26 protein-coding genes are annotated in these 24,308 nt (G+C 53.6%); 23 read left to right on the top strand and 3 right to left on the bottom strand.

Annotated features, from left to right (window positions below; translation table 11 throughout):
* Positions 1-36: 36 nt before the first annotated feature.
* Positions 37-930, bottom strand: coding sequence for an NAD kinase (locus H8K27_RS09765; protein WP_186862979.1), 894 nt, complete (start codon positions 928-930; stop codon positions 37-39).
* 74 nt (positions 931-1,004) lie between these two features.
* Here H8K27_RS09765 and H8K27_RS09760 point away from each other — a divergent pair, with 74 nt between their 5' ends.
* Genes H8K27_RS09760 through H8K27_RS09750 form a run of 3 tightly spaced genes read left to right on the top strand, consistent with a single transcriptional unit; the run spans position 1,005 to position 3,166 of the window.
* Complete coding sequence (locus H8K27_RS09760) at positions 1,005-1,691, top strand: HAD family hydrolase (RefSeq protein WP_230419136.1); 687 nt, start codon at positions 1,005-1,007, stop codon at positions 1,689-1,691.
* A gap of 44 nt (positions 1,692-1,735) precedes the next feature.
* Positions 1,736-2,755, top strand: a complete 1,020-nt coding sequence (gene hrcA, locus H8K27_RS09755; RefSeq protein WP_186862977.1) for a heat-inducible transcriptional repressor HrcA — start codon at positions 1,736-1,738, stop codon at positions 2,753-2,755.
* Positions 2,756-2,767: 12 nt separating this feature from the next.
* Complete coding sequence (locus tag H8K27_RS09750; RefSeq protein ID WP_186862976.1) at positions 2,768-3,166, top strand: response regulator; 399 nt, start codon at positions 2,768-2,770, stop codon at positions 3,164-3,166.
* A gap of 112 nt (positions 3,167-3,278) precedes the next feature.
* Here the strand turns inward: H8K27_RS09750 and fur are convergent, their stop codons facing one another.
* Complete coding sequence (gene fur, locus H8K27_RS09745; RefSeq protein WP_176802777.1) at positions 3,279-3,710, bottom strand: ferric iron uptake transcriptional regulator; 432 nt, start codon at positions 3,708-3,710, stop codon at positions 3,279-3,281.
* Between the two features lie 75 nt (positions 3,711-3,785).
* Between fur and H8K27_RS09740 the strand changes: the two genes are divergently transcribed.
* From H8K27_RS09740 to H8K27_RS09665, 16 genes are all read left to right on the top strand, one after another.
* Complete coding sequence (locus H8K27_RS09740; protein ID WP_186862975.1) at positions 3,786-4,343, top strand: outer membrane protein assembly factor BamE; 558 nt, start codon at positions 3,786-3,788, stop codon at positions 4,341-4,343.
* A gap of 11 nt (positions 4,344-4,354) precedes the next feature.
* On the top strand, positions 4,355-5,161 hold the full coding sequence (dapB, locus tag H8K27_RS09735) for a 4-hydroxy-tetrahydrodipicolinate reductase (protein ID WP_186862974.1): 807 nt from the start codon (positions 4,355-4,357) through the stop codon (positions 5,159-5,161).
* Between the two features lie 44 nt (positions 5,162-5,205).
* Positions 5,206-5,880, top strand: coding sequence for a MotA/TolQ/ExbB proton channel family protein (locus tag H8K27_RS09730; protein WP_186862973.1), 675 nt, complete (start codon positions 5,206-5,208; stop codon positions 5,878-5,880).
* Positions 5,877-6,326, top strand: a complete 450-nt coding sequence (locus H8K27_RS09725; protein ID WP_186862972.1) for an ExbD/TolR family protein — start codon at positions 5,877-5,879, stop codon at positions 6,324-6,326. Before H8K27_RS09730 ends, H8K27_RS09725 begins: the two co-directional genes overlap by 4 nt.
* 89 nt (positions 6,327-6,415) lie before the next feature.
* The gene (leuS, locus tag H8K27_RS09720; RefSeq protein ID WP_186862971.1) at positions 6,416-9,052 is read left to right on the top strand and encodes a leucine--tRNA ligase; all 2,637 of its coding nucleotides are present in this window, start codon (positions 6,416-6,418) and stop codon (positions 9,050-9,052) included.
* 23 nt (positions 9,053-9,075) lie between these two features.
* On the top strand, positions 9,076-9,585 hold the full coding sequence (locus tag H8K27_RS09715) for an LPS-assembly lipoprotein LptE (RefSeq protein ID WP_186862970.1): 510 nt from the start codon (positions 9,076-9,078) through the stop codon (positions 9,583-9,585).
* A complete protein-coding gene (gene holA / locus H8K27_RS09710; RefSeq protein ID WP_186862969.1) occupies positions 9,586-10,605 on the top strand; it encodes a DNA polymerase III subunit delta in 1,020 nt (339 codons plus the stop codon).
* Positions 10,606-10,741: 136 nt separating this feature from the next.
* Positions 10,742-12,007, top strand: coding sequence for a glutamate-5-semialdehyde dehydrogenase (locus tag H8K27_RS09705; RefSeq protein ID WP_186862968.1), 1,266 nt, complete (start codon positions 10,742-10,744; stop codon positions 12,005-12,007).
* 65 nt (positions 12,008-12,072) lie between these two features.
* Positions 12,073-12,495, top strand: coding sequence for a CopD family protein (locus H8K27_RS09700; protein WP_186862967.1), 423 nt, complete (start codon positions 12,073-12,075; stop codon positions 12,493-12,495).
* Between the two features lie 139 nt (positions 12,496-12,634).
* Complete coding sequence (locus H8K27_RS09695; protein ID WP_408058430.1) at positions 12,635-13,855, top strand: THUMP domain-containing class I SAM-dependent RNA methyltransferase; 1,221 nt, start codon at positions 12,635-12,637, stop codon at positions 13,853-13,855.
* 156 nt (positions 13,856-14,011) lie between these two features.
* Positions 14,012-15,493: an NAD-dependent succinate-semialdehyde dehydrogenase gene (locus H8K27_RS09690; protein WP_186862966.1), complete on the top strand. Its 1,482-nt coding sequence runs from the start codon at positions 14,012-14,014 to the stop codon at positions 15,491-15,493.
* A 70-nt stretch (positions 15,494-15,563) separates the two neighbouring features.
* The gene (locus H8K27_RS09685) at positions 15,564-16,802 is read left to right on the top strand and encodes a multidrug effflux MFS transporter (protein ID WP_186862965.1); all 1,239 of its coding nucleotides are present in this window, start codon (positions 15,564-15,566) and stop codon (positions 16,800-16,802) included.
* Positions 16,803-17,149: 347 nt separating this feature from the next.
* Entirely contained in the window at positions 17,150-18,175 is a 1,026-nt protein-coding gene (locus tag H8K27_RS09680) for a porin (protein ID WP_186862964.1), read from the top strand.
* Between the two features lie 183 nt (positions 18,176-18,358).
* Positions 18,359-18,796, top strand: a complete 438-nt coding sequence (locus tag H8K27_RS09675) for a hypothetical protein (RefSeq protein ID WP_186862963.1) — start codon at positions 18,359-18,361, stop codon at positions 18,794-18,796.
* 21 nt (positions 18,797-18,817) lie between these two features.
* Complete coding sequence (locus H8K27_RS09670) at positions 18,818-19,783, top strand: homoserine kinase (RefSeq protein ID WP_186862962.1); 966 nt, start codon at positions 18,818-18,820, stop codon at positions 19,781-19,783.
* Positions 19,780-20,544: a BPSS1780 family membrane protein gene (locus tag H8K27_RS09665; RefSeq protein WP_186862961.1), complete on the top strand. Its 765-nt coding sequence runs from the start codon at positions 19,780-19,782 to the stop codon at positions 20,542-20,544. Before H8K27_RS09670 ends, H8K27_RS09665 begins: the two co-directional genes overlap by 4 nt.
* An 84-nt stretch (positions 20,545-20,628) precedes the next feature.
* On the opposite strand, the gene H8K27_RS09660 is transcribed toward H8K27_RS09665, so the two are convergent.
* Positions 20,629-21,084: an OsmC family protein gene (locus H8K27_RS09660; protein WP_186862960.1), complete on the bottom strand. Its 456-nt coding sequence runs from the start codon at positions 21,082-21,084 to the stop codon at positions 20,629-20,631.
* A gap of 413 nt (positions 21,085-21,497) precedes the next feature.
* Here H8K27_RS09660 and rplM point away from each other — a divergent pair, with 413 nt between their 5' ends.
* The 4 genes from rplM to H8K27_RS09640 all read left to right on the top strand — a co-directional run bounded on the left by rplM (position 21,498) and on the right by H8K27_RS09640 (position 24,239).
* Positions 21,498-21,926, top strand: coding sequence for a 50S ribosomal protein L13 (gene rplM, locus H8K27_RS09655; RefSeq protein ID WP_176802761.1), 429 nt, complete (start codon positions 21,498-21,500; stop codon positions 21,924-21,926).
* 9 nt (positions 21,927-21,935) lie between these two features.
* Entirely contained in the window at positions 21,936-22,328 is a 393-nt protein-coding gene (rpsI, locus tag H8K27_RS09650; RefSeq protein ID WP_176802760.1) for a 30S ribosomal protein S9, read from the top strand.
* A gap of 141 nt (positions 22,329-22,469) precedes the next feature.
* Positions 22,470-23,507 carry an N-acetyl-gamma-glutamyl-phosphate reductase gene (gene argC / locus H8K27_RS09645; protein ID WP_186862959.1) on the top strand — a complete coding sequence of 346 codons (1,038 nt, stop codon included), beginning with the start codon at positions 22,470-22,472 and terminating at the stop codon, positions 23,505-23,507.
* A 6-nt stretch (positions 23,508-23,513) separates the two neighbouring features.
* Complete coding sequence (locus H8K27_RS09640; RefSeq protein WP_186862958.1) at positions 23,514-24,239, top strand: DUF6776 family protein; 726 nt, start codon at positions 23,514-23,516, stop codon at positions 24,237-24,239.
* Positions 24,240-24,308: the final 69 nt, after the last annotated feature.

The raw sequence follows: 24,308 nt of genomic DNA, 5'->3' as shown, positions 1-24,308 counted from the left end.
GGAAGGAAAAAGCAGCTGCTATTGTAGCAACCGGAATCAGCTCAGTGCACCTTCCACCGAGGGATATTCATTCCAGTGCAGTTTTTCGCGCAGGGTGTCGTAATAATTCCAGTCTTTGGGATGCAGAAAGGTGACAGTGTGCGCAGAGCGCTTGACGATGATCCGGTCCTGATGCAGCAGGCTGGCAAAAGTCTGCATGTCGAAATTCACGCTGATATCTTTGCCTGCCACGATCTCAATCACAATTTCACTGCTGTCCGGCAGCACAATCGGACGGTTGGACAAGGCGTGCGGCGCAATCGGCACCATGGCGATACCGCTCAGGCTGGGGTGCAGCAATGGCCCGCCGGCAGACAATGCATAGGCGGTCGAACCGGTCGGGGTCGAGACAATCAGACCGTCAGAACGCTGGTTGTACATGAAGTGATGATCGACTTCGACCCGCAGCTCCACCATGCCGGAACCTGTGCCGCGCGACACCACGATATCGTTAAAGGCCACGCCGCTGAAAATCTGATCACCGCCCCGCACCACAATTGCCTGCAGCAGGCTGCGCCGTTCGGAGGTGTATTTTCCTTCCAGCATTTCGGCAACGACCGGCATCATGCGATCGAGCGGAATATCGGTGATAAAACCCAGCCGGCCCTGGTTGATGCCGATCAGCGGCACATTGTACGGTGCCAGCTGGCGCGCAATCCCCAGCATGGTGCCGTCGCCACCGACCACAATCGCCGCATCTGCCTGCTTGCCGATATCGGGCACCGACATGACGGCAAACGCATCAAGTTCGATATAACTGGCGGTCTCCGCTTCCAGCACGACGGTATGACCGGACTGATCGAGAAAACTGGCCAGCGCACTGATAGAACCGGCAATACCTGCCGCATTGTATTTTCCGACAAGGGCGATTGTTTTGGCCTGGACAGTCATAAAGAAAGAGTAGTGACGTAACGCCTCAGATTAGACCATAATTAAGGAAGAAATGAACGGATTGAATGCTATTTATGACAATTAAAGCAGTCTTGCTGGATCTGGACGATACGCTGTGGCCGGTCGCACCGGTCATCCGCCATGCAGAAAGCCGCCTGCATGCCTGGATGCAGGAACACGCACCGGCTGTCACTGCCCTGCATACCATAGACAGCCTGCGCGAACGGCGGCAGGCGCTGGTGGCGAGCGATCCCCGGTTTTCCTATGATTTATGGGCCTTGCGTCATACATTGTTGCGCCAGATTCTGGCTGAACATGACGAGGACCCGGCAAAAGCCGATCAGGCGATGGCAGTGTTTGCGGCAGCCCGCAATCAGGTCAGCCTGTATGAGGATGTATTGCCCGCATTGCAAGCACTGACGCAGCGGGTGCGGCTGGGCACGGTATCGAATGGCTTTGCCGATCTGCAGGCCATCGGCCTGGCGCCGCATTTTGAAGTATCTGTCGCCGCGCATCAGTTCGGTTGCGCCAAACCCGATCCGCGGATTTTTCTTGCGGCATGTGACGCGCTGGGATTGGCGCCGCAGGCAGTCCTGTACGTGGGAGATGATCTGCTGCTGGACGTGCAGGGCGCGCAACAGGCCGGATTGCGCGCAGGCTGGATGAATCGCAGCGGTATGCCGTCTGCTGATCCGCGTCATCAGCACATCCGGCCGGATGCCGAATTTAAAGATTTACACGATTTAACACAATGGCTGTGAAGTTTCCTGTGTTCATCGCCTTGTGACTCGCCTAGAATGAAGACATGCAACTCGACCATCGTGCCCAGACCTTATTAAAAGCCCTCGTTGAACATTACATTGCGGATGGTCAGCCAGTCGGTTCCCGTGCTTTGTCCAGAATTTCCGGACTGGAGTTATCGCCGGCGACCATCAGAAATGTCATGGCAGACCTGGAAGACATGGGCTTTGTCGCCAGCCCGCACACCTCTGCCGGACGGGTCCCGACACCGCGCGGTTACCGCATGTTTGTGGATGAATTGCTGACGGTGCAGGAAATCGACGAAACGGCGCTGGAATCGCGCATGCAGCCCGGTATCCTGTCGCAGCCGCCGCAGAAAATTATTGCCAACGCGGCGCAGACCCTGTCTTCCCTGTCCCAGTTTGCCGGTGTGGTGATGACGCCGCGCACCGAATCGGTATTCCAGCAGGTGGAGTTTTTGCGCCTGTCGGAAAAGCGGATCCTGCTGGTCGTCGTGGAACCCAGCGGCGAAGTGCATAACCGCCTGCTGCTGACCGACGTGGATTACGCCCCGGCACAACTGACCCAGGCTGCCAACTATCTGAATCAGCATTTCAGCGGTCACGGTTTTGAAGAGGCGCGTTTGCGGCTCAATCATGAATTGCAGCAGCTCCAGAGCGACATGAGCAGGCTGATGCAGGCTGCCGTTGCGGCTGGCAGCGACGCGCTGGCAGATCAGGCCGACGAAGTGGTGATTTCCGGCGAACGCAATCTGTTGCATGTGCAGGACTGGTCATCGAATATGGCATCGCTGCGTAAATTGTTTGATATGTTTGAACAGAAAAGCGGGCTGATGCAATTACTGGATGTTTCCAGCAAGGCAGGCGGTGTACAGATTTTTATCGGCGGCGAGTCACAACTGGTACCGATGGAAGAAATGAGCATTGTGACGGCACCCTATGGCGTCAATGGCAAGATTGTCGGCACGCTGGGCGTGATCGGCCCCACCAGGATGGCGTACGAGAGAGTCATTCCGATTGTGGATATCACTGCAAAATTGCTGTCCAGTGCCCTGAGTCACTGAAAGGACGGGGACATGCATAAAAAAAATATCGCGATTTTGCTCATTGACGACAATGAAATCACGCGGGAGATCTTGCGTGTGATATTGCGTGGCGAGGGCTATCATGTTGTTGGCGAAGCGACCGATGGCGGAACCGGACTGGACATGGCGCTGAAGCTCAGACCGGACATTATCCTGCTTGATGTGGTGATGCCGAAAGTCAGCGGATTGGATATCCTGCCCAAGCTCAAGGATATGCTGCCGGATTCGCTGGTGCTGCTGATTACTGCCAGCAAGGATCAGGAAACCGTGAGTGCGGCGGTCAGAACAGGCATACACGGCTTCATCCTGAAACCCTTCAATGCGCAGAAAATTATTGATACTGTTAATTCGGTGGCAGCCAAGCTGAATAAAAATAGCGCTGGGCGATGATTTGCCGGATCGCCGCCGGAAACCGTCTGACAGTCATGATAGGACGGACAGGTTGCAGAGGTTTCCGTTGTTGGTGGATGAATGATGAATCAATCCCTTTGTCCGGTGACGATCACCTGTTTTTGTGTTCGCAGTTTTCTTTCGTGCAATTACCGTAGATCGCCAGTGCATGGTCTGCGATCTTAAAACCGCGTTCGGCGGCAATGGCGGTCTGGCGCTGCTCAATACCGGCATCAAAAAATTCTTCCACACGTCCGCAATCCAGACAGACCAGATGGTCGTGGTGTGAGCCTTCGTTGAGTTCGAAAATGGCTTTACCAGTCTCAAAGTGATTGCGGTGCAGTAAACCGGCCTGTTCAAACTGGGTCAGCACCCGATATACTGTTGCCAGTCCGACATCCATATTGTCATTCAGTAAAATCTTGTAGACATCTTCCGCAGTCAGGTGCCGCACCTTGCTGTTCTGGAAAATTTCCAGAATTTTCAGACGTGGCAAGGTCGCTTTGAGACCGCTGGCTTTCAGGTTTGGAGTGCTGTTTGTCATGTTTTCAGTCAAAAGAATGCTATCTGCTTTATGATATCGGGTTTTAGGGCATGTTGCTCAATTACTGAGGTTCCTATGCGATTGTTGTTTTCCGAATTCCTTCAGGGTAAGACAGGTCATCTGGCGCTCATCGCTGTCCTGGCAAGTCTGACTGCCTGCGCATCCCAGACGCCGTTATCGGCGGATCAGGCAGCTAAAGCGCAGACCAGTACCGCTGCTGCGGGAACACAGGTGTATACCCCGACCGGGGTGAAAAAATTCCTGGGCTATATCTCACCGTATCGCGTCACCGTGCAGCAGGGCAATTTCGTGTCGCAGGAAATGATGTCCCAGATCAAGGAAGGCATGACCCGTGAGCAGGTGCGTTTCGTACTCGGCACGGCGTTACTGACCGATATGTTCCACGAAGACCGCTGGGATTACCCTTTCCGCCTGACCAAGCCGAGTGGCGAACAGATTGTCAGCCGCGTTACTATTTTCTTCAAAAATAACACGGTTGCCAAATTCGAAGGCGGCAACCTGCCGACGGAACAGGAATATCTGGCGCGGATTACCGAGTCGGCACTGGTGGGCAGCAAAGTGGAATCGCTGGCCGATTTCGATGGCGCCACCAAGAAAAAAGATAAAAAGTAAAGAAAGCTTGTATGACAGTATTGAAAGTAGCCGTTGCCGGTGCATCCGGCCGTATGGGTAAGATGTTGATTGAAGCGATTGCCAGCGCAGATGATATGGTGCTGGCAGGTGCGCTGGATGTGGCCGGCTCGCCGGCGATCGGCTCGGATGCTGCGGCTGCGCTGGGCAAGCCATGCGGTGTACTGATTACATCGGATTTGGATGTGGCGCTGGCAGACGCTGAATTTCTGATTGATTTCACCCGCCCGGAAGGAACGCTGAAACATCTGGCATATTGCGCTGCGCATGGCGTCAAGATGATTATCGGCACCACCGGATTCGATGAGGCCGGTAAAGCAGCGATTGCAGAAGCAGGTAAAAAGACGGCGATTGTGTTTGCCCCGAACATGAGTGTCGGCGTTAATGTCACGCTGAAACTGCTGGAGATGGCAGCCAAAAGCTTTGCCAGCGGCTACGATATTGAGATTATCGAAGCGCATCACCGTCATAAAGTGGACGCGCCTTCCGGTACTGCGCTCAAAATGGGCGAAGTCATCGCCAGCGCGCTGGGTCGTGATCTGAACGAAGTCGGCGTGTTTGCGCGCGAGGGGGTGACTGGCGAGCGCGATCCGTCTTCGATCGGGTTTGCCACCATCCGCGGTGGCGACATTGTCGGCGATCACACGGTATTGTTTGCCGGCATCGGCGAACGGGTCGAGATTTCCCATAAATCCTCCAGCCGGGTCACTTATGCCCATGGCAGTCTGCGTGCGGCACGTTTTCTGAGCAACAAGGCCAGCGGGCTGTTTGACATGTACGATGTGCTGGGACTGAATTAATCCGGCTGACTGAACCAATACGGACTCCATACCGACCACAGACGATGCATTCTGCTATCGCACAATACTGGGAACAGGCCGATCAGTTCGGTCATGCGATCGCGTATCTATTGTTCGGCCTGTCTCTGCTGAGCTGGACGCTGATCTTTGCCAAAACCTGGTCGTTCTGGCGCGTCCGGCGAGCCGCACCTTTCCTGCAGCAATTCTGGCTGGCACCGACACTGGACGATGCGCTGTCCTTGCTGCGCCTGCATGACAAAGAGCAGATTTTCCTGTCGCTGGCAGACAGCGCTGCAGAGGCAGCGCGCAGCGAGCGTGCCGCCACACTCAGCGCAGCAAGTGACTTGCGCGAAGTGCTGACCCGTCATCTGCGGCAAAGATTGCAAAAACTCACGCGCAAACTGGAAAACGGGCTGACTGTGCTGGCATCCATCGGCGCAACGGCTCCCTTCGTGGGTTTGCTGGGAACCGTCTGGGGCATCTATCATGCACTGACCTCGATTTCCGCGGCAGGAATGGTGCAGATTGATCAGCTGGCAGGACCGGTTGGCGAGGCGCTGATCATGACAGCCTTCGGACTGATCGTTGCCATTCCCTCCGTTCTGGCTTACAACGCCTTGCAGCGCGTACACAGAGTCACACTGGCGGAACTGGATGGTTTTGCGCACGACTTGCTGCTGCATTTTTGTCCTCCCCCTGCATCCCGGGACATCGCATGAGTTTCGGCAGCTTTTCAGCCCAGGCCGACAGCGGCGTCAGGATGTCTGGCCCGATGGCAGACATCAACGTCACACCGATGGTCGATGTCATGCTGGTTTTGCTGGTGATTTTCATGCTGGCAGCCCCCATGCTGGCGCCCAGCATCCGGCTGGAATTACCGCAAACCGGCGCGCAGCCTGCGCCGCAGCCAGCTGCCAGCCTGCATATTGCGATTGACGCGCAGGGAAAGATTTTTTTTGAGCAGCAGCTGACCGACCCGGTAATGCTGGAACGCCAGCTCGCAGCTGCTGCGCGCCAGCCGCTCGCACCGGAAATCCAGTTACGTGCAGACAAGGCGACACGCTACGAAACGATTGCCCAGGTCATGGCCGTAGCCCAGAAACTGGGACTGGGAAAAATTGCCTTTGTCACCGATCCCGCCGGCGTGCAGGCAACCAGCCCCTGATCTGCAACGCCTGCTTTACTCAAACTTGGCACCGAACCAGTTATAATCAAAGGTTCTGAGTCATTTCCGCATCTACTTCTGGTCACGCCATGCAAGAAAAATACACGCCCTCCGACGTCGAGCAATCGGCGCAATCCCATTGGAAAAAAATCGACGCCTATAAAGCCGTAGAAAATAATCCGCGTTTCCCTAAAGGTAAGTACTACGCCTGTTCCATGCTGCCTTACCCTTCCGGCAAGCTGCACATGGGCCACGTGCGCAACTACACGATTAACGACATGCTGGCACGCCAGCTGCGTATGAAGGGTTACAACGTGCTGATGCCGATGGGCTGGGATGCATTTGGTCTGCCAGCCGAAAATGCCGCGATTGCGTATAAAAAATCGCCGGCAGAGTGGACTTACGCCAATATCGAAGACATGAAGTCGCAGATGGAACCGCTGGGGCTGGCGTTTGACTGGTCGCGTGAAGTGGCGACCTGCGATCCGGATTACTACCGCTGGAACCAGTGGCTGTTCCTGAAGATGCTGGAAAAAGGCATCGCCTACAAAAAAACCCAGGTCGTGAACTGGGATCCGGTTGACCAGACCGTGCTGGCCAATGAGCAGGTGATCGATGGTCGCGGCTGGCGCTCCGGCGCTCTGGTGGAAAAACGTGAAATCCCTGGTTATTACTTTGGAATCACCCAATACGCAGAGGAATTACTGAGCAGTATTGATACGCTGGATGGCTGGCCGGAGCAGGTACGTACCATGCAGCGCAACTGGATAGGCAAGAGCGAAGGCGTGCGCTTTGCGTTCACGCACCAGATTGCCGGTGAGTCCGGTGCGCTGGTACAGGACGGCAAACTGCATGTGTTCACGACCCGTCCTGACACCATCATGGGTGTGACGTTCTGCGCCGTGGCAGCGGAACATCCGCTGGCTACTGTTGCTGCAAAAAATAACGCAAAACTGGCAACGTTCATCGAAGAATGTAAAGCCGGCGGTACCACTGAAGCCGAAATGGCGACCAAGGAAAAAGAAGGCTTGCCGACCGGCTTATTCGTGACGCATCCGCTGACCGGCGAGCAGGTCGAAGTCTGGGTCGGCAATTATGTGCTGATGACTTATGGCGACGGCGCTGTGATGGGGGTGCCCGCACATGATGAGCGTGATTTTGCATTTGCCAAAAAGTACGGTATCGCAATCAAGCAAGTGGTGGCAGTTGAAGGTGAAAGTTTCACGACCGATGCCTGGGCCGAATGGTATGGCGATAAACAAAAATGCGTGACCGTCAATTCCGGCAAATACGACGGTTTGAGTTACAAAGCGGCGGTAGATGCGGTCGCTGCCGACCTCGCAGCCAAAGGCGTCGGCGAGAAAAAAACGACCTGGCGTCTGCGTGACTGGGGTATTTCCCGTCAGCGCTATTGGGGTACGCCGATTCCTATCATTCACTGCGAATGCTGCGGCGACGTGCCGGTGCCTTACGAAGATTTGCCGGTGGTATTGCCAACCGAATGCATCCCTGACGGCTCCGGTAATCCATTGAAAACGCATGCGGCTTTCCTGAATGTGCCTTGCCCGAAATGCGGCAAACCTGCGCAGCGTGAAACCGACACCATGGATACTTTCGTCGATTCCAGCTGGTATTTCATGCGCTATACCTGCCCGGATGCGACAACCATGGTCGATGAACGCAATGATTACTGGATGAGTCCTAAGGGAATGGATCAGTACATCGGCGGCGTTGAACATGCGGTGTTGCATCTGCTGTACGCCCGTTTCTGGACCAAGGCGATGCGCGATCTGGGGCTGGTCAAGATTGACGAGCCTTTCAAAAATCTGTTCACGCAGGGTATGTTGCTGAACGAATCGTTCTACCGCGAAGACGAGAGCGGCAAGAAAACCTGGTTCTATCCGAATGAAATCGAAGTCCAGCATGACGACAAAGGCCGTCCTGTATCGGCCAGCCTGAAATCTGATGGTCAGCCGGTGCAGATGGGCGGCATTGAAAAAATGTCGAAATCCAAAAACAATGTGGTCGAGCCGAAAGACATCATCACCCAGTTCGGTGCCGATACTGCGCGCTTGTTCACGATGTTCGCCGGACCTCCGGATCAGAGCGCCGCATGGAGCAACAGCGGTGTCGAAGGCGCCTCGCGCTATCTGCGCCGTTTGTGGGCGTCTGCCCTGAAACTGTCTGCCACTATCGCCACCGGAGCCGCAGCGCCGGCGTCTTATGCCGGTGAGGTGAAGACCTTGCGCCGTGAAGTGCATCTGACCCTGAAGCAGATTGATGCCGATTATGAGCGCCTGCAATACAACACTGTGGTTTCCGGCGCGATGAAATTGCTCAACACGATCGAGTCATTCAAATCGGAAGCTGAAGGATCGGCAGCGGCATTGCGTGAAGCGTTCAGCATTCTGTTACGCGGCCTGTATCCGGTTTGCCCGCACATCACACATGCGCTGTGGCAGGAACTTGGCTTTGCCGCAGAGCTGGGAGAAATCATTGATGCGCCCTGGCCGCTGGTGGATGAAACCGCGCTGGTGCAGGATGAAATCGAACTGATGGTGCAGGTGAACGGCAAACTGCGCGGCAGCATTAAGGTTGGCAAGGACGCCGATAAAGCGACGATCGAAGCCACCGCGCTTGCCAATGAAAGCGTGCAGCGTTTTATCGAAGGCACGCCGAAGAAGATCATCGTGGTGCCGGGCAAGCTGGTCAATATCGTGGCCTGAGCAAGAGAAAAAGGAGAAACCGCATGCGTTCATGGATCATCCACCGCAAGACATGGCTGCTGGCTTTGCTGGCGCTGATGATGTTGTCTGCGTGCGGTTTCGCTTTGCGCGGACCGGTTAGTTTTCCGTTTCACAGCATCTACATCGGCTTGCCGGATGCGTCGCCGTTAGGCGGTGAGCTCAAACGCCAGATCCGTGCCAATGGTCAGACGCAGATTGCCGGTGATGCCAAGGACGCAGAAGTGATTCTGGATGTGCTCGGCGAGACGCGTGAAAAGCAGATTCTGTCGCTCAACAGCCAGGGCCGCGTGCGTGAATACAATCTGTTATACCGGTTTAAGTTTCGCCTGCGCGATGCCGAAGGCAAGGAATTTCTGGAACCGGTATCGATACAGTTGAAACGCAGCATCACCTTCAACGAATCCCAGGTGCTGGCGAAGGAATCCGAAGAAGCCCTGCTGTACCGCGACATGCAGACCGATCTGGTGCAGCAGATCATGCGTCGTCTGTCAGTCGTGAAAATGGATCAGTAAATGCAGCTGCGCTTTGATGCCCTTGACGGCCATCTGGCGAAAACGCTGGCGCCGTTGTATGTGGTGACCAGCGATGAACATCTGCTGGCGCTGGAAGCTGCCGACAAGATTCGTCGGGCGGCCAAAGCCCAGGGGTTTTTTGAGCGTGAAATCCTGACGGTGGAGCGCAGTTTCAAATGGGGTGCGCTGCTGGCGGCGAATCAGTCGCAATCCCTGTTCGGTGATAAAAAACTGATTGACCTGCGCATCCCGACCGGTAAGCCGGGTAAGGACGGCGGGCAGGCGTTGCAGGATTATGTGACGCATTTGTCACCCGATAACCTGACGCTGATTACCCTGCCCAAGCTGGACTGGGCTACGCAGAAAGCCGCCTGGGTTGGCAGTTTGCAGCAGGCGGCGGTGTATGTTGATATTCCGCTGGTTGAACGTGCGCATTTGCCGAACTGGATCAGTCAGCGTCTGGCTTTGCAGCAACAGAGCGCTGACCGGCAGGGTCTGGAATTTATCGCTGAACGCGTCGAAGGCAATTTGCTGGCGGCGCATCAGGAAATTCAGAAACTGGCCTTGCTGCACCCGGCTGGCCGGCTCGGTTTTGAACAGATTCACGACGCCGTGTTGAATGTGGCACGCTACGACGTCTTCAAGCTCAATGAAGCGATGCTGGCGGGCGACGTGAAGCGCTTGTCGCGGATGTTGAATGGCCTAAAAGGTGAGGGCGAAGCCCTGCCGCTGGTGCTGTGGGCGATGGCGGAAGAAATTCGCACGTTGCTCAAGCTGAAAGCCGGCATGAGCCAGGGACGGCCCTTGCCGGCTTTGCTGAAGGAATATCGGATCTGGGGGCCCAGAGAAAAGCTCATGGACCCGGCACTGCGCAGAGTCAGTTTGCAGACCTTGCAGACTGCGCTGCAGCAAGCCTCACAAATCGATAAGATGGTGAAGGGCTTGCGTGCCAAAACACTGGCCGGCGATGCCTGGGATGCGCTGTTGCAGCTTGGTCTGCAGGTCGCCAGCGCTGCCTGATTGCCGGATGCTGCCGGAATAATCTCCGGCAACCCTGAAAACAGGGGGGTATCACTAAAATCATGCCTGATACCCTTGAAAATAAAGGGCGTTTAAAAATACACGGGGGGAGTATATTTGCTCCTGAAATAACATCATGGATATCAAACACTACATGAGCGACCTTGGTCAGCGTGCCCGCATTGCATCGCGCGCGATGGCCAAAGCCGACACCGCAGCCAAAAACAAAGCCCTGAGCCTGATTGCGGCAGCTATCCGCCGTGAGGCTGCGGCTTTACGCGCAGCCAATGAACTCGATCTGGCGGCCGCCAAAGCCGCCGGTATGGAAGCCGCGATGCTGGACCGCCTGAGTTTGTCCGATAAAGCAATTGCGACGATGGCAGAAGGTCTGGAGCAGATCGTCAGCCTGGCCGATCCGATTGGTGAAATCTCCAATATGAAATATCGTCCGACCGGCATTCAGGTCGGCCAGATGCGCGTGCCGCTGGGCGTGATCGGCATCATTTACGAAGCGCGTCCGAATGTCACGGTGGATGCGGCAGGCTTGTGCATCAAGAGCGGCAACGCGACGATACTGCGCGGCGGCTCAGAAGCGATTCACTGCAATCAGGCACTGGCAAAACTGGTCAAGGAAGGTCTGGCTGGCGCCGGCCTGCCGGCCGATGCGGTGCAGATCGTCGAGACCACCGACCGTGCTGCCGTCGGTGAGTTGATCACCATGCCGCAATATGTGGACGTGATCGTGCCGCGTGGCGGCAAGGGACTGATCGCCCGCCTGATGCAGGAAGCCACGGTGCCGATGATCAAGCATCTGGATGGCATCTGCCATGTGTATATCGACGACAAGGCCGATCTGCAAAAAGCCTCCGATATCGCGTTCAACGCCAAATGCCACCGTTACGGCACCTGCAACACCATGGAAACCCTGCTGGTCGCGAAAGCGATTGCTCCCCGCATTCTGCCGTTGCTGGCAGAGCGCTATGCGACGCAGAAAGTCGAACTGCGCTGCGATCCGGTTGCGGCTTCATTGCTGCATGATTATGCCTGGATTGCCAGTGCGACCGAAGAAGACTGGAGCACGGAATATCTGGCGCCGGTGCTGGCGGTCAAAGTGGTGGCAGACATGGACGAGGCGATCCATCACATCAATCAGTATTCTTCCAAACACACGGAAGCGATCGTGACGGAAGACTACAGCCGCGCCATGCGCTTTTTGCGCGAAGTTGATTCTGCATCGGTGATGGTGAACGCCTCCACCCGCTTTGCCGATGGTTTTGAATACGGACTGGGAGCCGAAATCGGCATTTCCAACGACAAGCTGCATGCACGCGGCCCGGTCGGGCTGGAAGGGCTGACATCCCTGAAGTACATCGTGTTTGGGCATGGCGAGGTCCGCCAGTAAATAAGGCTTCGTGGTCATACGCGGCGCACCGGATTGGCGCGCCATTTCGATGAGGAAAAAAGTTTATGCTGTGGATCAAAGCGCTGCACGTCTTGTTTGTGATTTCCTGGTTTGCGGGATTGTTTTATCTGCCGCGCATTCTGGTCAATCTGGCGATGGAAAATGATGCGACAACGACAGAGCGCCTGTTGCTGATGGCGCGCAAGCTGTACCGTTTTTCGACCATACTGATGGTGCCCGCGGTGTTGTTGGGCGGGTATTTATGGCTGGGATACGGTATCGGCAAAGGGCCGGGTAACGGCTGGATGCACGCCAAGCTGCTGTGCGTGATCCTGTTAATTGGTTACCACCATGCCTGCAGCCGCTTGTTGAAAAAATTTGAGCAGGGGCGTAACCAGCGCAGTCATGTCTGGTTCCGCTGGTTTAATGAAGTGCCGGTGGTTTTACTGCTGATCGTCTTGATTCTGGTGATCGTCAAGCCATTCTGAGGAATGCCTGATGGCTGCAGGCAGGAAGGGCGGGACAGGGATTTGGTCTGGATTCCGGTTTCCGCGCAACGGCGAAAACACATTTTGTTTTCGCCGGTATTTTTTTTGATACAGACACACAACGGATAAAAGGTTCCCCATGACACGTTACTCTTATTTTTGTCCATGCCCGCGCGGCATGGAAGCCGCACTGGCCGAGGAGCTCGGTGAAATCGCAGCGCTGGATCAAACCATGACCGTCCACAATCAGGTTCCGGGCGGTGTGCATTGCTCTGGCAGCCTGCAGGACGGCTGGCGCATCAATCTGCATTCACGCATTGCCTCGCGTGTGCTGATGCGTATGGGACACACCAGTTACAGCAACGAAAACGATATTTATGATCTGGTGCTTGATACGCACTGGGAAGACTGGTTTGGTTATCACCATACCATCCGGGTCGATGTGACGGCGGTGAAATCGCCATTGAAGAGCCTGGAATTCATCACCCTGAAAATCAAGGATGCGATCTGCGACCGTTTCCGCGATCAGTTCACCCAGCGTCCGTCCGTCAACACCCGCAATCCGGACATGCGCATCGTCGGTTTTCTGGATGCGCGCACTTTCACGATTTATCTGGATTTGTCCGGCGAGCCTTTGTTCAAGCGCGGCTGGCGCATGGAAACGGGCGATGCGCCTTTGCGTGAAAACCTGGCCGCCGGCCTGTTGCGCACTTCCGGCTGGAAGCCCGGCGTTCCCCTGTTTGACCCGATGTGCGGTTCCGGCACGATCCTGATCGAAGCAGCGCAGATTCTGGCAGGAATTCCGCCGGGAATGCGGCGCGAATTCGCTTTTGAAAAATTCCATCAGTTCGATCCTGCGATCTGGGCAGACATCAAAGCCAAAGTCAAACCGCATCCCCTGCCGGCAGAGCCGACGATTTTCGGCAGCGATATTTCCGGCGACATGGTGGTCATGACGCGCAATAACCTGAACAAGGCCGGTATCCGTTTCGATGTGCCGCTGAAGCAGATCGAAGCGCAGGAAATCAAAGCGCCAACGACGCAGCCCGGAATTTTGCTGACCAATCCGCCATATGGAGAACGGATCGGCGTGCGCGGTGACAGCAGCCTGGAATCCGATGATCTGGCAAAAGAGTTTTTCACTGCATTCAGCGCCACTCTGAAGCAGCGTTTTGCCGGCTGGAGCGTTTTCCTATTCACTGCCGATCTGACAGTGCCGAAATTGCTGCGTCTCAAGGAATCACGCAAGACGCCATTTTTTAACGGTGCGCTGGAATGTCGTCTGTTCCGTTTCGATATGGTGTCCGGCTTTAACCGGCGCGAAGAAGCAAAACCGAAACCGGACCAGAATCCACAGTAAGCTGTGCCGATTAATTTGTTTCATGTGAAAAAAACAGCCAAGTCAGCGCAGACCTGGCTGTTTTGCTTTAGGCTTTCATTCTTAACGGCATCTGTTCAGGAACGGATGCCTTTTCCTGTTCATAATGTTAGTTCAGATCAATACGGAGACTGAGTCATGTCCTTACAACAAACAGCCAGCAGCCTGAAACTGAAAGATGCCAGCCTGCTCCGGGATACGGCGTACATCAATGGCAACTGGGTAGCTTGCACGGATCGTTTTGAGGTCAGCAACCCGTCCACGCAGGCAGTGCTGGCGCAGGTTGCCAATCTGGGTGCAGAACATGCGCAACAGGCCATCATTGCAGCGCAGGCAGCATTTCCGGCCTGGGCCGCAAAGACCGGCAAAGAGCGCGCCGGGATGATGCGCCGCTGGTTTGATCTGATGATTGCCCATGCGGACGATCTGGCGGCGATCATGACTGCCGAGCAAGGTAAGCCGCTGGCTGAGGCACGGGGCGAAGTCGTGTACGGCGCCAGTTTTCTGGAATGGTTTGCCGAAGAAGCCAAGCGCGTTTCCGGCGATGTGATGGCTTCCACCTGGACCGACAAGCGCATGGTGGTGCTGAAGCAGCCGATCGGCGTCTGCGCCTCGATCACGCCGTGGAATTTCCCGATTGCGATGATTACCCGTAAAGTGGCTCCTGCGGTGGCTGCCGGATGTTCCATCGTGATCAAGCCGGCAGAGCAGACCCCTTTGTCGGCACTGGCGATTGCTGAACTGGCGCACCGTGCCGGTATTCCGCCCGGTGTGGTGAATGTGCTGACCGCCGATTCGGAACGTTCGATTGCGATCGGACAGGTCTTGTGCGACAGCCCGGTTGTACGTCATCTGTCGTTCACCGGATCAACACCGGTCGGACGCATCCTAATGCGTCAGTCCGCACCGACAGTCAAAAAACTGGCGCTGGAACTCGGCGGCCATGCGCCGTTCATCGTGTTTGACGACGCCGACATCGATGCCGCAGTGGAAGGTGCACTGCAGTCCAAATACCGCAATGCTGGGCAGACCTGCGTTTGTACCAACCGGTTTTATGCGCATACATTGGTTTATGACGAGTTCGTCCGCAAACTGGCTGCCGGCGCGCAGAAAATTCAGGTCGGCGACGGTTTTACCACAGGGATTCAGCAGGGACCGATGATTGACGATCAGGCCGTGGCCAAAGTCAGCGAACACGTCGCCGATGCGCTGGCAAACGGGGCGCGGCTGCTGGCGGGCGGTAAGCGGCATTCCGCCGGTATGCTTTTTTATGAACCAACCGTGCTGGCGGATGTCACACCCGACATGCTGGTGATGAATGAAGAAACATTCGGTCCGGTTGCTGCCGTCATGCCATTCACATCCGAAGACGAAGTGATCGCTGCGGCCAATAATACGGATTTTGGCCTCGCTTCCTATTTTTATGCCCGCGACATCGGCCGGGTCTGGCGGGTCGCTGAAAAGCTCGAATACGGCATGGTCGGCATTAATACCGGACTGATTTCCAATGAAGTGGCGCCGTTTGGCGGCGTGAAACAGTCCGGATTAGGCCGCGAAGGTTCCCGGTACGGTATGGATGAGTATCTGGAAATGAAATATTTATGCATGGGCGGCATCTGATGCCGCCGGTCTCAGTCCATGCCGGCGGTAAGGGCATGGATTGGGGCATTAGCAGGAAATTGGAGAATCAATGAAATCAGACAATTCCGGTCCCGGTCGCGCCGGACTTGCCATCATTCTGGCGGCGCTCGCGATGCTGGGGCCGTTTTCGATCGATACTTACCTGCCTGCTTTCCCAAGCATTCAGGCCGGTTTGCAGGCCACGTCACTAGAAGTACAGCAGACACTGACTGCCTATATGCTGTCATTTGCGGTCATGACCTTGTGGCATGGCGCCTTGTCTGATGCTTTTGGCCGGCGTAATGTCATTTTGGTTGCGCTGGCCGTCTTTGCGGTGGCCAGCTTTGGCTGTGCCTCGGCGCACAGTATTCATTACTTGTGGGGATTCCGTATTTTACAGGGTGTCTCAGCAGGCGCCGGGATGGTCGTCGGACGCGCCATCATCCGCGACTTATATGCCGGTGCACAGGCAGAACGTTTGCTGTCGCTGGTCACCATGATTTTTTCGATTGCTCCCGCCATTGCACCGATTCTGGGCGGTTGGATTGTGGTTTTTATGAGCTGGAGAGCTATTTTTCTGTTGTTATTTGGCTACACAATTGTCTTGTGGTTCGCCTGTTTCAAACTGTTACCCGAATCTTTGCCCAAAGAGAAACGTCAGGAATTCAGCGCGGAGTTTTTGTGGGAAAGCTATGCCAAAGTATTTAAATCACCGTTGTTTCATCTGAAAGCTGGCACGATCGCATTTAATTTCGGCGGCCTGTTTTTATATATTTCCGCGGCGCCTGTCTTTATCACGCAACACCTTCATCTGGGAACGGACCAGTTTGGCTGGCAATTTATTCCTTCGGTCGGTGGTATTTTTCTGGGAGCCTTAACGGCTAACCGGCTGGCTGGGAAGATATCAGTCTGGAAACAGGTGAGCATTGGTTTCTGCTTTTTAATTGGCGCATCCATGTTTAACGTCGGTTTTCACCTGTTTTCTGCGCCTGTCCTGTTCTGGTCAGTGATACCTTTATTTTTTTACACTTTCGGCATGTCTTTAGTGGCGCCGGGTGCGACTTTGCTGGTGCTTGACCTGTTTCCTTCCATCCGCGGCATCGTTGCCTCCTGCCAGTCGGCATCTGTGACGCTGATCGGCGCAGTGATTGCAGGTGTGGTGGCCCCGGTACTCGATCATTCTGTACTGGCACTGGCGACTGGGCAGCTGGCGTGTGCGCTGATTGGCGCAGCACTCTGGTATACCGGCAGAGCGTACTGGCGTTCGATGACTGCTCAGAAACAAAATGCCTGGGAAACGGTCGGCTAAATAATTTTTTTCGCTGCCCTTGAAAAGATGTGGATACCCCTTATATCTTTGATGCTGTGCAGCAAATGGAAAAAATGCCTATAATGTCGGTCTGGGCTATGACGTAGCAGCAAATATTTGAAGCCGGGTTGTAAAAAATTCCGCGTCTTTTAATTGCAACATTCTGTAAGTCCTTGTTTATTAAAAAGCCCGATTTCATCAAAGTGTCATTTTTCGCAGGTATCGTGACATTTGTCATTGAATCAATTTTTGGTTCAAGGCTGTAAATAGACCTGCAATTCAGCTTTTTGCCGCATGAAGTATTGTGCTGCAGCAAAAATTAACATTCATTTTTTGGATACTAGACAATGAAAAAATCATTCCTCGCACTCGCTCTGATGAGTGCATTCTCTGGTGCGGCTTTCGCGCAATCTTCCGTAACCATCTACGGTATCGCTGACGTTGGTTTCCAAAGCCTGGATTTGGGTAACGGCCGTATGTCCCGTATTCAAAGCGGTCAGGAAGCTGGTTCCCGTCTGGGCTTCAAAGGCGTTGAAGATCTGGGTGGCGGTCTGAAAGCAAGTTTCGTTCTGGAACAGGGCATCCAGATGGATACAGGCGCTTCTGACCAAGGTCGTACTTTCGGTCGTACATCCGTCGTTGGTCTGTCCGGTGATTTCGGTTCCCTGAACCTGGGTCGTGACAAGACAACAACTTTGAAGTTCTTTGATAACTTCGATCCGTTTGTATCCGCACTGATCAACAACGGCACAGGTATCCGTGCTGCTTACTTCGTTGGCGGCACAGCTAACCCAGCTGCTGACACAACTGGTCGCGTCAGCAACGCAGTATTCTACGGCACACCTAACCTGAGCGGTTTCACAGCACTGGTTTCCTACGGCTTCGGTGAAGCTGCTGGCGATACTTCTGCTAACCGTTCTATCGGTCTGAACCTGGGCTATAAAGTTGACGCTCTGGAAGTTGGCTACAACTTCGCAAAAGACAATGCAGTTGTTGGCTCCACAGTGAACGCAGTGAAAGCAAACACAGTTGCTGCTTCTTACGACTTCGGCGTTGCTAAGCCAGTATTCTTCTACCAGAAGCAATCTAACGATACATCCAGTATCGACAAGAAGATCTACTCTCTGGCAGTGACAGTACCTGTTGACGCAACAGGCAAAGTATTGGCTGGCTTCACAAAAGTGAAAGATAGCGCAAATACTGCTGCTGATTCCAAGCAGTTCGCATTGGGTTATTCCTACGCACTGTCTAAGCGTACTGATCTGTACACATCATACGCACGTACTACTCAAGACGCAGCATCCAAATTCCTGGGTTCTGTTGCTGGTTCCAACGTTACTGAATTCACAGCAGGCGTTCGTCACCAGTTCTAATCATGCTCAGGCTCTAGCCTGATAATGGTTTGCTAAAAAGAGCGGCTTTTCAGCCGCTCTTTTTTATTGCGCTTTCATATACTGTGATTTTGTGTTTTTCCTTCTGTTAATTGGTATCGTTGATCATAGTCGTTTGTTACAATGACAGAAACGCTTCGTTGCCTCTATTTCTGGGATGCCTTGATGAAAAAACTATCGAAAAATATTTGGGTCAACGCGCTGAGTATGTTGCTGATAGCGGGCACAGCCTTTGCGCAGACGCCAGCTAAAACCGATCCTGCGCCGCCGAAACTGGAAAAGCTTGAAGAAATTTCAGCATCGGAAGCCGCCTTGTCTGTCGGTAAGCCAGAGCCCAGGAATAAGGTCACGGAAAAACGTAATAATGCCGGTAAAGTCACTGAAGTTCAGGTCAAGTCAGGTAAGAGCAATTACACGCTGAAAGCTGACCCGGAAGTGGGGAATACGCCGAAAGGAACTGCGAGCACCAATCGGGCACCGCAATGGACAGTGCTGGAATTCGGCGGTAAGAAAGAAAGCAAAGAAGCACCAGAGCCTTTGCCGGTCCTGCCTCCCGAACCTAAAAAAGCGGCACCCGCCAGCGCGGCGTCTGCCAATAAATAATCTGATTTCTGGCGATTAATAATGGCAGTTTTTACCTCGGTTACACTGGATGACCTCAGTTCCTGGATGGAGCAGTTTCCACTTGGGAAGGCACTGGCAATTAAAGGCATTACTTCAGGAATTGAGAACAGTAATTTTTTTCTGACCACCGAGTCTGGTGAGTATGTGCTCACCATATTTGAAAATCTGAATTTTGAACAACTGCCGTTTTATCTCAAATTAATGCGTCACCTGGCTGACCGCGGCATACTGGTGCCGGCTCCGGTGCCGAATGCTCATGGCGAGCTGGTGGTGTCTTTGCATGGGAAGCCAGCGGCGATCGTCAGCAAACTGGAAGGATGTTCGCAAATGGCACCGGCACCTTTGCACTGCGCTGAGGTTGGTGCCATGCTCGCTAAAATGCATCTGGCCGGACAGGATTTTCCGATGTATCAGGCCAATCTGCGTTCTCTTGACTGGTGGCATGAAACGACACCGAAGGTCATGCCATTTTTGTCCGATGAACTGAAACATCTGTTGTGTGCCGAAGTGCATTTTCAGGATGCTTTTGACAGTACCGCGATTTACCGTGCATTACCGAGAGGCCCGATCCATGCGGATCTGTTCCGGAATAACGTCATGTTTGAGGGTGATCGCCTGACCGGATTTTTCGATTTTTATTTTGCGGGTTGCGACACCTGGATTTTTGATGTGGCGGTGACCGTGAATGACTGGTGTATTGATGTTGCCACTGGCGAGCTGGATGTTGAGCGGGTTCGTGCGCTGCTGAAGGCCTATCACGAAGTCAGGCCTTTTACCGATGACGAATCGGTGGCATGGAAACCGATGCTGCGGGCTGCCGCACTGCGCTTCTGGCTGTCTCGTCTGTATGATTATTATCAGCCCCGGGATGCGGAAATGCTGACGCCGCATGATCCTGCTCATTTTGAGCGGATTTTGCGTTTACGGGAATCATTCCCGGTGCCTCCTTTGACTTGCGACGTATGAGTCAGATTCATCCATCCGCCGGATGGTCCTGGGTAAAACAAGGGTTTCAGTTGTTTCGCCGCCAGCCTGCGGAAATGCTGACGCTGTTTTTTGCCTACATGTTCCTCAACATGGCAATCAGCCTGCTGCCCTTGCTGGGGCATTTTATGCCGCTATTGCTGATTCCCGTATTTGCAATGAGCTTCATGCATGCCAGTTTTTTGATTGAGCAGGGCGTAAAGGTTCATCCTGGCGTGTTGCTGGCGGGATTCCGGTCACCTGCGCTACCGCGCTTATTAGGGCTGGGATGCCTGTATTTACTGGCGATCTCTCTGGCAACCCTGATTTCCCAACTGGTTGATGACGGTGCCTTATATCAGCTCATATCGAGTCAGAAGCCGCTTGACCCCAAAGATGTCCCGCAAGGACGTTTGTTGCTCGGCATGCTGGTTGCTGCTCTCAGTTTTCTTCCGGCGCTGATGGCGTTCTGGTTTGCGGGACCATTGATCATGTGGCATCGCATGTCTGTTGGAAAAGCATTGTTTTACAGCTTTTTTTCGGTTAAGCGTGCAGGGCGCGCATTCCTGGTCTATGCCGCCGCCTGGTTCGTCATTTCCGGCTTACTGCCAGCCATGCTGGTGGAAATACTCATCGCGATGACTGATAATACGGTTTTTGTGATCCTGCTCATGATGCCGGTGCTTGCACTATTGACCACGATCCGGTACTGCTCGTTTTATCCCAGTTTCAGAGACATTTTCGGCAAGCCGGACTCATTATAGAAGGTTGCGTCAATGCTTATACCGGAGCAGTGATCTTTGGCAATCACTGCTCCGCTTCTGACCTGCTGTCGTGAGTTGCTTCGCTTATTCTGCTGCTTCGTGCTCGGATGGCAGGCTCAGGTCATCAATAATCTCGTAGCTATGTGTGATCGTGGCGGTTTTTTCGAGCATGATGGACGCAGAGCAATATTTCTCATGCGATAGCTTGATTGCCCGTTCAACCAGATTAGGTTTCAGATTGCGCCCACGGACAGTGAAATGAAAATGTATCTGTGTGAATACCTTGGGTTCCGCCTCGGCCCTTTCTGCCTGCAGGCGAACATCGCAGCCGCGGACATCCTGTTTGCTTTTGCGCAGGATCAGTACCACATCATACGCAGTGCAGCCGCCCGTTCCCAGTAAGACCATTTCCATTGGCCGTGGCGCCAGATTGCGGCCACCCCCGTCGGGTGCGCCGTCCATCAGTACAGCATGACCGGAACCGGTTTCGGCCAGAAATGACATGCCCGATAAACCTGTCCAGCGTACAGTTGCTTCCATGTGATCCTCATTTCGACGTTAATTGATATCAGGACTGGATTTTACTGTATCTGAAATTAGAGGGAGTCCTCCTGTGAATGTGATCGAATTATCTTGCACTGCACAATTTCCTATCCTATTATTGACCCATCGGTTAGTTAATTGTTTTCTTCCAGATTACTGTTGACTACCACGCAATTGTCTCCTCCACCTCCTCCTTTGGTGGATTCAGCCCGAAGCCTGGTCTTCGGGTATTTTTTTGCCTTAAACAAAAAAACTGCCTAATTTTTAAACATTTCTTGCCTTAAGTCTTTGAAAGGCTTTATAATTTTCGATTCTCGATTTGCCCGAACGAGATATGAAAAGGGAGAGTCTGCTGAAATACTGGCAGAACCACCGTAACCAAGGGCGTATTTAACTTTTTAGGATTCAACATGAAAACCTTTTCCGCTAAGGGCCATGAGGTTCAGCGCGACTGGTTCGTGATTGACGCGACAGATAAAGTACTCGGACGTGTTGCCAGCGAAGTGGCACTCCGTTTACGCGGCAAGCATAAACCAGAATTCACACCGCACGTAGACACAGGCGATTTCATTATCGTCGTCAACGCAGGCAAACTGCGCGTGACTGGCACCAAGTCCCTGAACAAAACATACTACCGTCACACTGGTTACCCAGGCGGTATCTATGAAACCAATTTCCAGAAAATGCAAGAGCGTTTCCCAGGCCGTGCGCTGGAAAAAGCGGTAAAAGGTATGTTGCCAAAAGGCCCACTCGGCTACGCAATGATCAAGAAGCTGAAAGTATATGCTGATGCAACGCATCCGCATTCTGCACAGCAACCACAAGTACTCGACATCTAAGGATTAGCCATGATCGGTAATTACAACTACGGTACTGGCCGTCGCAAGAGCGCAGTTGCTCGTGTATTCCTGAAAGCTGGCAGCGGCAAGATCGTTGTCAACGGCAAACCAGCAAGCGAATATTTTTCTCGTGAAACTGGCCTGATGGTGATCCGTCAACCTCTGGAACTGACTAATAATCTCGAAACATTCGACATTATGGTGAACGTTCACGGCGGCGGCGAATCCGGCCAATCCGGTGCAGTTCGTCACGGTATCACTCGCGCCCTGATCGACTACGATGCAACTTTGAAATCTGAATTGTCCAAAGCTGGCTTCGTTACTCGTGATGCACGTGAAGTTGAACGTAAAAAAGTGGGTCTGCGTAAAGCACGTCGCGCAAAGCAATTCTCCAAGCGTTAATATTTTATTGCTGGAGCAAAAAAGCCGCCTGTTCAGGCGGCTTTTTTCTTTCCTGCTACCGTGTAACGAGTTTTATCTGAATCGTTCAGTTGAAGAAGTCTGCTGTTAGAATAGCGTAAAAATTTCTTGCAAGGAAAGTAAATGATTAAAGTTGGCATTGTTGGCGGCACAGGTTATACAGGCGTGGAGCTGTTGCGTATTCTGGCGACCCATCCCGATGCGCAATTAACGGCGATTACATCCCGCAAAGAAGATGGTTTGCCGGTTGCGGACATGTACCCATCTTTGCGCGGACGCGTGCAGATCGCGTTTTCTTCGCCGGATAAAGCAAATCTGACGCAGTGTGATGTCGTGTTTTTTGCAACGCCGCATGGCGTGGCGATGGCGCAGGCGCAGGAATTGCTCGCTGCCGGAGTGAAGGTCATTGATCTGGCGGCAGACTTCCGCATGAAGGATGTCGCCCAGTTTGAGAAGTGGTACGGTATTCCGCATACTTGTAAAGATGTACTGGCAGAAGCGGTGTATGGTTTGCCTGAGCTCAACCGCGACGCTATCCGGTCTGCCCGTGTGATTGGCAATCCGGGATGTTATCCGACGACCATGCAATTGGGATTCGCACCTTTGCTTCAGGCGAAAGTGATTGATGCCGGTAGCCTGATTGCGGATTGCAAATCAGGTGTCTCCGGAGCCGGACGCAAGGCAGAAATCGGTATTTTGTTCTCGGAAACCAGTGATTCTTTCAAAGCCTATGGTGTTTCCGGGCATCGTCATACACCGGAAACCATTGAACAGTTGCAGCGGATGAGCGATCAGCCTGTCGGCTTGTTGTTCACGCCGCATCTGGTTCCGATGATCCGTGGTATGCATTCCACGCTGTATGCCCGCCTGACGGCGGATGTCAGCAATGAGCAACTGCAGGCATTGTTTGAGCAGGCTTACCGGAATGAACCATTCGTTGACGTCATGCCATTTGGCAGTCACCCTGAAACGCGCTCGACCCGTGGTTCAAATATGCTGCGTATTGCCCTGCACCGTCCAAATAACGGTAATACCGTGATCGTGCTGGTGGTGCAGGATAATCTGGTGAAAGGCGCATCAGGACAGGCTGTGCAGTGTATGAATCTGATGTTTGGCCTGCCGGAAACGACCGGCTTGATGCACGTACCCGTCCTCCCCTGATTCGGTATGGCAAAAAGACAAACCTGGCAGCGGCGTCACCTGGTGTCGAAAATGACCATTACGCATCAGCAGCCCTGGCCGATGAAGCTTGCCATGTCTTTGCTGCTGATTGCGCTGATCGGCGCTGTGGCATGGTGGACTTATGATCTGGGGCGGAATTTTGCATTTGGCCCGCAATTCAATCAGGATCAGGTGCAGTCCTTGCGCCAGAAGCTTGAGCTGCTGACTGCCGAGCGCGATCAGCTCCGGCTGGAGGCAAACACGATTGACAGCAAGATAAATATCGACAGGTCCATGCAGAAAGAGTTAACCGAGCAGGTGAAAACTCTGACTGCGGAAAACCAGAAGCTGAAAGATGACCTGGCTTTTTTTGAAGGGCTGATGCCTTCTGCAACCGGGATGGATGGCGTTGCCCTGCAAAATCTGAAGGTCGAAGTCGTGTCTCCAACCCAGATCCGCTACCGTGCGCTCGTCATGCAAGGGGTGAAAAACGGTAAGGATTTTTCTGGCGAACTCCAGTTTTCTCTGGGCTTGGTACAAGCCGGTAAACCTGTTACGATGCTGTTCCCCGATCCGAAAACCGGGGATGCCGGAAAATTGAAATTGTCATTCAGGCATTATCAAAGGGTGGAAGGCCTGATTACCCTTCCGGATGGCACGGCGGTGAAGTCTGTTCTGGCAAAAGTGCTGGATAAAGGCCAGATACGTGCCCAGCAAACGGTCAATTTATAACCTGCATCAGAACCTATCCCAATTTTCTGGAGCGTCTGGATCTGATGTACGTCCCGCACAGGAGATTCG

Origin of the sequence: Cognatundibacterium griseum, assembly GCF_014284195.1 — a bacterium.
Classification (GTDB): domain Bacteria; phylum Pseudomonadota; class Gammaproteobacteria; order Burkholderiales; family Burkholderiaceae_D; genus Undibacterium; species Undibacterium griseum.
Note: the sequence above shows the minus strand (reverse complement) of the source record. Positions and strands in the feature narration are given on the sequence as shown.